The following is a 5236-nucleotide window of genomic DNA, read 5'->3' on the forward strand; positions in this document are numbered from 1 at the left end:
GGCGGGGTCCGGCAGCAGGGGCAGGAGGGCGTCGGTCACGGCGGCGGCGTCTCCGGTGAGAGCGACCGTCGCGGTGAGGTTCTTGTCCCGCTGCTCCGGAGAGATGTCGACGCGGATCACGGCGCCGCGTGCCTCGAGCCGCGGAGCCCAGAGCTCCGCCTCGCCCAGCTTCGAGCCGACCACGAGCAGCACGTCGGCATCTTCGGCCACAGCCCGTGCGGCGGCGAGGCGCAGGTTCGAGCCGAGCGAGAGCGGGTGCCGTTCGTCGAGCACCGCCTTGCCGTTCAGGGTCGTGAGCACGGGGGCTCCGAGCCGCTCCGCCACCGCGGCGATCTGGTGCGCGGCGTCCACCGCACCCCCACCGGCCACGATCACCGGGCGGCGGGCGGCGGACAGCAGCCGGGCGGCCTCGGCGAGCGCGATCGGATCCCCGGAGACGCGGTCGGGCATCGGGCGCGGCTTCCGGTCCTCCGCGGGCACGGCGGCGGGCGCCTCCAGCACGTCGAGCGGGATCTCGATGTGCACGGGGCGGGGACGGCCGGTGCGGAAGAGGTGGAACGCGTCGTGCACGGCCTGCACCGCCTCCGCCGCGGTCGACACCCGTCGCGACCACTCCGCGATCGCGCCGACCATGGCCGTCGCGTCCTTGGTCTCGTGCAGCGTGCCCACGTCGGCGAACTCCGCCCCGAGCGGCACGCCGGGCGAGAGCACGATGAGGGGTCGCGACTCGCAGAAGGCCGTGCCGATCGCGCTCATCGCGTTCTGGAGCCCGGGGCCGGAGGTCGTGATCACCACGCCGGGGAGGCCGGTCTGCTGCGCACACCCGTCCGCGCCGTACCCCGACCCCTGCTCGTGGCGGTTGGTCACGGCGCGGATGCCGAGGTCGGCGAGGGGCCGGTAGAACTCCAGGTTGTGCGTGCCGGGGATGCCGAAGACCGCGGTCACCCCGTAGCCGCGGATGGTCTCCAGGACCGCACGGCCTGCGGTGTCGGCGTACCGGTCGTCTCCGGTGGTGTCGGTGCTCATCGTGTCATCCTCACATCGCGTGCCGACGGACGCCGTCGACCCAGGTCTCACGGACCTCGATCGCCGCGATCTCCTCGGCCGGCACCGTGAGCGGGTCGTCCGAGAGCACCGCGAAGTCGGCGTACTTGCCCGGCTCCAGGGAGCCGAGGTCGTCCTCCCGGCCGATCGAGACCGCGCCCTCGATCGTGTGCGCCCGGAGCGCCGCGGTCGCGGAGATGCGCAAGTCGTCCGGGCCGAGCGTGTGCCCGCGCCTGGTGACCCGGGTGACCGCGGTCTGGATCGCCTCCAGCGGGATGGGCTCGGCGACCGGGGCGTCCGAGGAGATCGTCATGGGCACGCCCGCACGCTCGAACTCCCCCAGCGGGTTGAAGCGCTCACCGGGCGTGCCGATGGCCTCCTCCACGCCCTCGCCCCAGTTGAAGTAGTGCTGCGTCTGGTTCACGGGACGGATGCCGGCGGCCGCCATCCGCTCGATCTGCCCGGGGGTCGGCAGGCCGCAGTGCTCGATGCGGTGCCGGGCATCCGCATCCGGGCGCTCCGCGAGCGCGGCCTCGATCGCCGACACGACCATCTCGATCGCGGTGGGCGACTGGGCGTGGGTCGCGGTCTGCAGTCCGGCCGCATGCGCCTTGCGGATGAGCTCCGCGTAGTCGGCGGGCTCGTGGTAGAGCTGGCCGGTGCGGCAGGGGTCGCCGACGTAGCCGTCCGGGAAGTACGCGGTCCAGCCGCCCAGCGTGCCGTCGGCGTAGAACTTGATGCCGGCGAAACTGAGGTGCGCGTTGCCGAACTGCCCGACGAGCCCCATCTCCAGCGCCTCGTCGAGCAGGTGCGACAGCAGGTACATCGACACGCGAAGCTCCAGCCGCCCGGCCTCGGCGAGCCGCAGGTACATGTCGAACTCGCGACGCGTGACCTGACAGTCGCCGATGGAGGTGACCCCGCCCGCGAGGAACCGCTGCGTCGCCGCGTCGAGCTGGCGCAGGTGCTCCTCCGGCTCGTCCGCGAGGTGGAAGTTCGGACCGTGGTGGCCGATCTTCACCCCGTGGACGCCGGTGAGGATGTTGCACGCCGCGTCGGACAGTTCGCCGGTGAGCTCGCCGTCGGCGTCGCGGAAGAACTCGCCGCCGTCCGGGTTCGGGGTGTCCCGGTCGACGCCGTTGAGGTCGAGCGTGTACGAGTTCACCACCCCGCCGTGGCCGGAGGCGTTCATGAGGTACACCTCGCGGTCGGCGGCCACCTCGTCGAGCTCGAAGCGGGTGGGGTGCCGCTTCTCGGCGAGGTTCCGCTGCTCGTAGCCGTAGCCGCGCACCGGGCGTCCGGCGGGGAGCTCCGCCGCGGCGGCCTTCAGCAGCGCCACGATCTCGGGGATGCTCCCCGCCTTCTCCGGACCGCAGTCCACCCAGGTCATCATCTGCCCGAACATCAGCGGATGCGCATGCGCGTCCACGAAGCCGGGCACGACCACCGCCTCGCCCAGATCGACGCGCTCCGGAGTGAGTCCGGCCCGTGCCGCCACGTCCTCGCACTCCGCCGCCGTGCCGAGGGCGACGATGCGCCCCCGGTCGGTCAGCATCGCGGTGACGGTGGTGTCCGCGGGGTCCGCCGTGTGGATGGCTCGCGCGGTGACGAGGACGGGAGCGGCCTGGGCCGAGCGGTCGAAGGGGGTGAGCTTTCTCATGATGCCTGTTCGCGGTGGTGTCGTGCGGGGGAAGGGTGCCGGTCAGGGCAGGCGGTTCGCCGTGGTGTCGGTCCGGGCGGTGAACGACGCCGTGACCGGGGCCTCGTCGGAGTGCTGCGGCGCGAGACGCGTGCAGATCCCGGCGATGACGGCCATGCCCACGAACATCGCGATGACGGACCAGACGCTGCCGGTCCAGGCGATGAGCTGCGTCGCGAACCAGGGCGAGAATCCGGCCCAGATGGCGGCGCCGACGCCGTACGACAGCGCGATCGAGGTGTAGCGCGCCTGCGGACGGAACATCTGGGCGAGGATCGCCGCGATCGGGGCGTAGGTCGCACTCATCGCGATGCGCACGAGCGAGGCGAAGAGGAAGATCAGCGGCTCCACGCGACCCGGCATCAGCAGCAGGAAGGGCGCGAAGGTCAGCACCGAGGTGATCAGGCCGATGTACATCACGTTCTTCCGGCCCCACTTGTCACCGAGCCAGGCGACCGGCAGCGTCACGACGAACTCCACGAAGGAGGCCAAGGTCATCGCGTCGAGGATGACCTGCTCGCTGATCGCGATGGGCTCGCCCGTCGCGTAGGCGGTGGCGAAGGTGGTGGCGAGGTAGTAGCCGCCGGTGGAGATGGGCAGGATGCCGATGCCGAGGAGGATCGGCTTCCAGTTGACGCGGAGGGCGAAGGCGAGCGGCATGGACTGCTTCCGGCCCTCGATCTTCTCCTCGAAGACCGGCGACTCCTCGACGCGATACCGGACCCACAGACCGACGCCGATCAGCACGATCGACAGCAGGAACGGGATGCGCCAGCCGCCGTCGATGATGAACGTGTCGCCGCCGCGGGCCATGATCGCGAAGATGCCGGAGGCGAGGAGGGCGCCGGCCGGGTTGCCGAGCTGGGTGAAGCCGCCGTAGAACGTCTTCGACTTCTCGGGAGCGTGCTCCACGCTCATGAGCACCGCGCCGCCCCATTCGCCGCCGACCGCGAGGCCCTGGATGGCGCGGAGCAGGATGAGGAGGATCGGCGCGAGGATGCCGATGTTCTCGTAGGTCGGCAGGCAGCCGACGAGGACGGTCGCGGCCCCCATCAGCAGCAGCGTGATGACGAGCGAGACACGCCGACCGAGCTTGTCGCCGATGTGGCCGAAGACGATGCCGCCGAGGGGGCGGACGAGGAAGGCGACCGCGAACGTCGCGAACGCCGCGGCGGTCTCGGCCAGGGGGTCGTCGCTCGGGAAGAACAGCGGGCCGAAGACGAGGGCGGCGGCCGTGGCGTAGACGTAGAAGTCGTACCACTCGATGGTGGTGCCGACGAAGGCGGCGATGCCGGCGCGGCGTGCGCGGCTGTGGACGCCGCTTCGGGGGGTGGGGGTAGTGGTCATGGACCCGCTCCTTCGCGGATGGTGTCGGATAGCGAAGGATGCTACGGACGTGGAGCATCGGGAGCAAGGGCAGAACTCCAGCGATACGCGTCATTCACTGGATTTGTGTGTGACGCATCGCGCACTCCGGGCCTTCCGCTCGGTCGAACCGCGCTCTACGCTGAGGTTCTGCGGGTACGAGCGTGCACTGCGGGGAAATCGACGGAATCGGACGGCACATGGACTTCGACGCGGAACTCATCCGGGCGCTGCAGGAGGACGGCCGCGCCAGCATCCTCTCCCTCGCCGAGCGCGTCGGCCAGTCCCGCGCCGTCGTGGCGGCTCGTCTGCGCACGCTGCTCAGCGACCGCACGGTACGGGTGGTCGCGGCCGTCGACCCCGTGTTCCTCGGGCAGCACGTGCTCGCCCATGTGTCGATCCGGACCGACGGCGCCGTCGAGGTGGTCGCCGAGCACCTGCGCGACATGTCCGAGACCGTGCTGGTGTCGGCGGTCGGCGGCGCCCACGACATCGTGACGGAGGTGCGGGTGGGGTCGATGTCGGAGCTCCACGATCTGCTCGCGCGCATCCGCGGGAGCGCCGGGGTGCTCGACATCAACACGATCATCTACTCGACCGTGATCAAGGGGTTCTTCGTCTCGGAGTACCACGGCGGCGTGACCCTCGACGGCATCGACGAAGCCCTCATCGAGCACCTGCAGTCCGACGGCCGGATGAGCTTCCGTGCCCTCGGCGAGCAGGTGCGGCTCTCCCCCAGCGCGGTCGCCACCCGGGTGCAGCGGCTCATCGACGCCGGTGTCATCAAGATCAGTGCCGTGGAGGCCCGAGGGCTCGCGCATCGGCAGCTCTCGATGGGCGTGGGCATGACGCTCGGAGACGACGACGAGGCCGTGATCGACGAGTTGCGGCGGGGGCGCGGCGTCGACTTCGCGGCCCGGACCCTCGGGCGGTTCGACGCCGTCGCGACCCTCGTGGAGCCCTCTGCCGGAGCCCTGTACGCGAGTCTCGAGCGGCTGCGCGCCCTCCCCGGAGTGACCCGGATCGAGGCGTGGCTGCACCTCGCGGTACTCAAGGAGGACTACGCCCGCACCCTCCGCCCCCTCCGCACCGACTGACCCCTCGTCCCGTCCCCGTCCGGCCACGTCC

The 5236-nt window shown here is 71.2% G+C and carries 4 protein-coding genes; 1 reads left to right on the forward strand and 3 read right to left on the reverse strand.

From position 1 onward, the window contains the following. The 3 genes from BV453_RS01355 to BV453_RS01365 form a co-directional block, all read right to left on the reverse strand. A partial coding sequence (locus BV453_RS01355; RefSeq protein WP_249520678.1) for a thiamine pyrophosphate-binding protein occupies positions 1 to 1026 on the reverse strand: 1026 nt, incomplete at its 3' end. Between the two features lie 10 nt (positions 1027 to 1036). Next, the gene (locus tag BV453_RS01360; protein ID WP_249520679.1) at positions 1037 to 2704 is read right to left on the reverse strand and encodes an amidohydrolase; all 1668 of its coding nucleotides are present in this window, start codon (positions 2702 to 2704) and stop codon (positions 1037 to 1039) included. A gap of 42 nt (positions 2705 to 2746) precedes the next feature. Further along, on the reverse strand, positions 2747 to 4090 hold the full coding sequence (locus tag BV453_RS01365; RefSeq protein ID WP_025102680.1) for an MFS transporter: 1344 nt from the start codon (positions 4088 to 4090) through the stop codon (positions 2747 to 2749). A gap of 218 nt (positions 4091 to 4308) precedes the next feature. Between BV453_RS01365 and BV453_RS01370 the strand changes: the two genes are divergently transcribed. Beyond that, positions 4309 to 5205, forward strand: a complete 897-nt coding sequence (locus BV453_RS01370; RefSeq protein WP_025102681.1) for an Lrp/AsnC family transcriptional regulator — start codon at positions 4309 to 4311, stop codon at positions 5203 to 5205. The last annotated feature ends 31 nt before the right edge of the window (positions 5206 to 5236 follow it).

The sequence above is a fragment of the Microbacterium sp. ER1 genome, from assembly GCF_023383675.1.
Lineage (GTDB): Bacteria > Actinomycetota > Actinomycetes > Actinomycetales > Microbacteriaceae > Microbacterium.